A 726-nucleotide genomic window follows, 5' to 3' on the forward strand; every position below is an offset into this window, starting at 1 on the left:
ATAAGGAGAATCCGTTTGAACAGCTCAAGGTGGCTTTTTTCGTTTGTGTGGTGGGTCGACAAATCTCGTAGCGTTTATCCCAGTGTTCGCTCGCTTGCCAATTAACGTGATAGGTCTGTTTTAACTCGCCAAGCGTGTAGCCTTGGTTGGGATAGACACTCTTACCGCCCCATAAATACATGGTTCCTGACGATGAGAAAATGCCATCACCTCTCGTTTGCCTCACATAATGTTTATTATTGTATCGGCATTGTGGGAGGGGACGTTGGCAATTATCCCCTTGCTTTGTCCAACCGGATGGACAGTGGTAGATGACATTGCCAGTAACCACGGTGGCAACGGGGACTTTTGTACAAGGCACGTTGTTGTTCGTTGGACGATGACACTGTTTAGGAATGTGTTCGATAAGGCACTGGGAGCCGCTATCACAATCGACATAGGCATTTGAGAGGCCGTGAGTGATTTCATACGCATTCTCTTGGCCGAGTAAGGCAAAGCGCATCGCTGGGTCGCTTTTCACATCGGGGCGCCCTTTATTAAAGTGGGTGTTGATGTCTTGAGCCAATCCATTGGTCACAAACTCTGTCCCTTTTTGTGCATTGATATCACCGTCTGACAGTCTTGACTCTTTTGGACTGCGGATCTCTTGTCGACACGTGGCGTCTTTGCAATAGTCATCGACATTGAGTGGCAGGGCATGAGGTGCTAGAGCTTGGCTTGCCGTTT

General features: G+C 48.5%; 1 pseudogene. It reads right to left on the reverse strand.

What is annotated here, in order from left to right:
* Window positions 1-726 (reverse strand): annotated as a pseudogene (locus tag AB4589_RS24715) (type-F conjugative transfer system mating-pair stabilization protein TraN); the annotation flags it as partial.

Origin of the sequence: Vibrio sp. 10N.222.49.A3 (assembly GCF_041475145.1) — a bacterium.
In the GTDB taxonomy this organism is placed as follows: domain Bacteria; phylum Pseudomonadota; class Gammaproteobacteria; order Enterobacterales; family Vibrionaceae; genus Vibrio; species Vibrio tasmaniensis_A.